Origin of the sequence: Rhodococcus sp. IEGM 1318 (assembly GCF_033142465.1) — a bacterium.
Classification (GTDB): domain Bacteria; phylum Actinomycetota; class Actinomycetes; order Mycobacteriales; family Mycobacteriaceae; genus Rhodococcus_F; species Rhodococcus_F qingshengii_B.
On the sequence record NZ_JAWLSC010000063.1, the window covers coordinates 1 to 514 of the forward strand.

Genomic DNA, 514 nt, shown 5'->3' on the forward strand with positions numbered 1-514 from the left:
CCCTGGGCGCTCTACGGTCTGCTGTTCACCATCGTCGTGCTCTTCTCGATGCAGGGCGAACAGATCACCTCCCAGCCTTGGGATGTCGTCCGGATCGCGTTGCCGCTGCTGGTGTACTTCGCACTGATGTGGGGCGGTGGCTATATCCTCGGTGCCGCAATCGGATTGGGCTACGAACGCACCACCACGCTCGCGTTCACCGCTGCGGGTAACAACTTCGAACTCGCGATCGCCGTAGCCATCGCTACTTACGGCGCCACCTCGGGGCAAGCCTTGGCTGGTGTTGTCGGCCCGTTGATCGAGGTGCCGGTGCTGATCGGTCTGGTGTATGTCTCCCTTGCTCTGCGTAAACGCTTTGCCGTCAAAGAGGTTTCATCCAGTCGGGAAAGAGCGGGTTCATGAGCAAACCATCGGTGTTGTTCGTCTGCGTCCACAATGCCGGCCGATCGCAGATGGCTGCCGGTTTCCTGAGTCATCTCGCGGGTGACACCATCGAGGTCCGTTCCGCTGGGTC

At 60.7% G+C, this 514-nt stretch carries 1 protein-coding gene and 1 pseudogene; both read left to right on the plus strand.

Features of this window, described 5'->3' with window-relative positions; genetic code table 11:
- Positions 1 to 402: arsenic resistance protein (locus R4P65_RS33080; protein ID WP_411742626.1), on the plus strand; the 402-nt coding region annotated here is incomplete at its 5' end.
- Positions 399 to 514: pseudogene (locus R4P65_RS33085) on the plus strand (heat-shock protein HtpX); the annotation flags it as partial. The gene R4P65_RS33080 and the pseudogene R4P65_RS33085, both read left to right, overlap by 4 nt.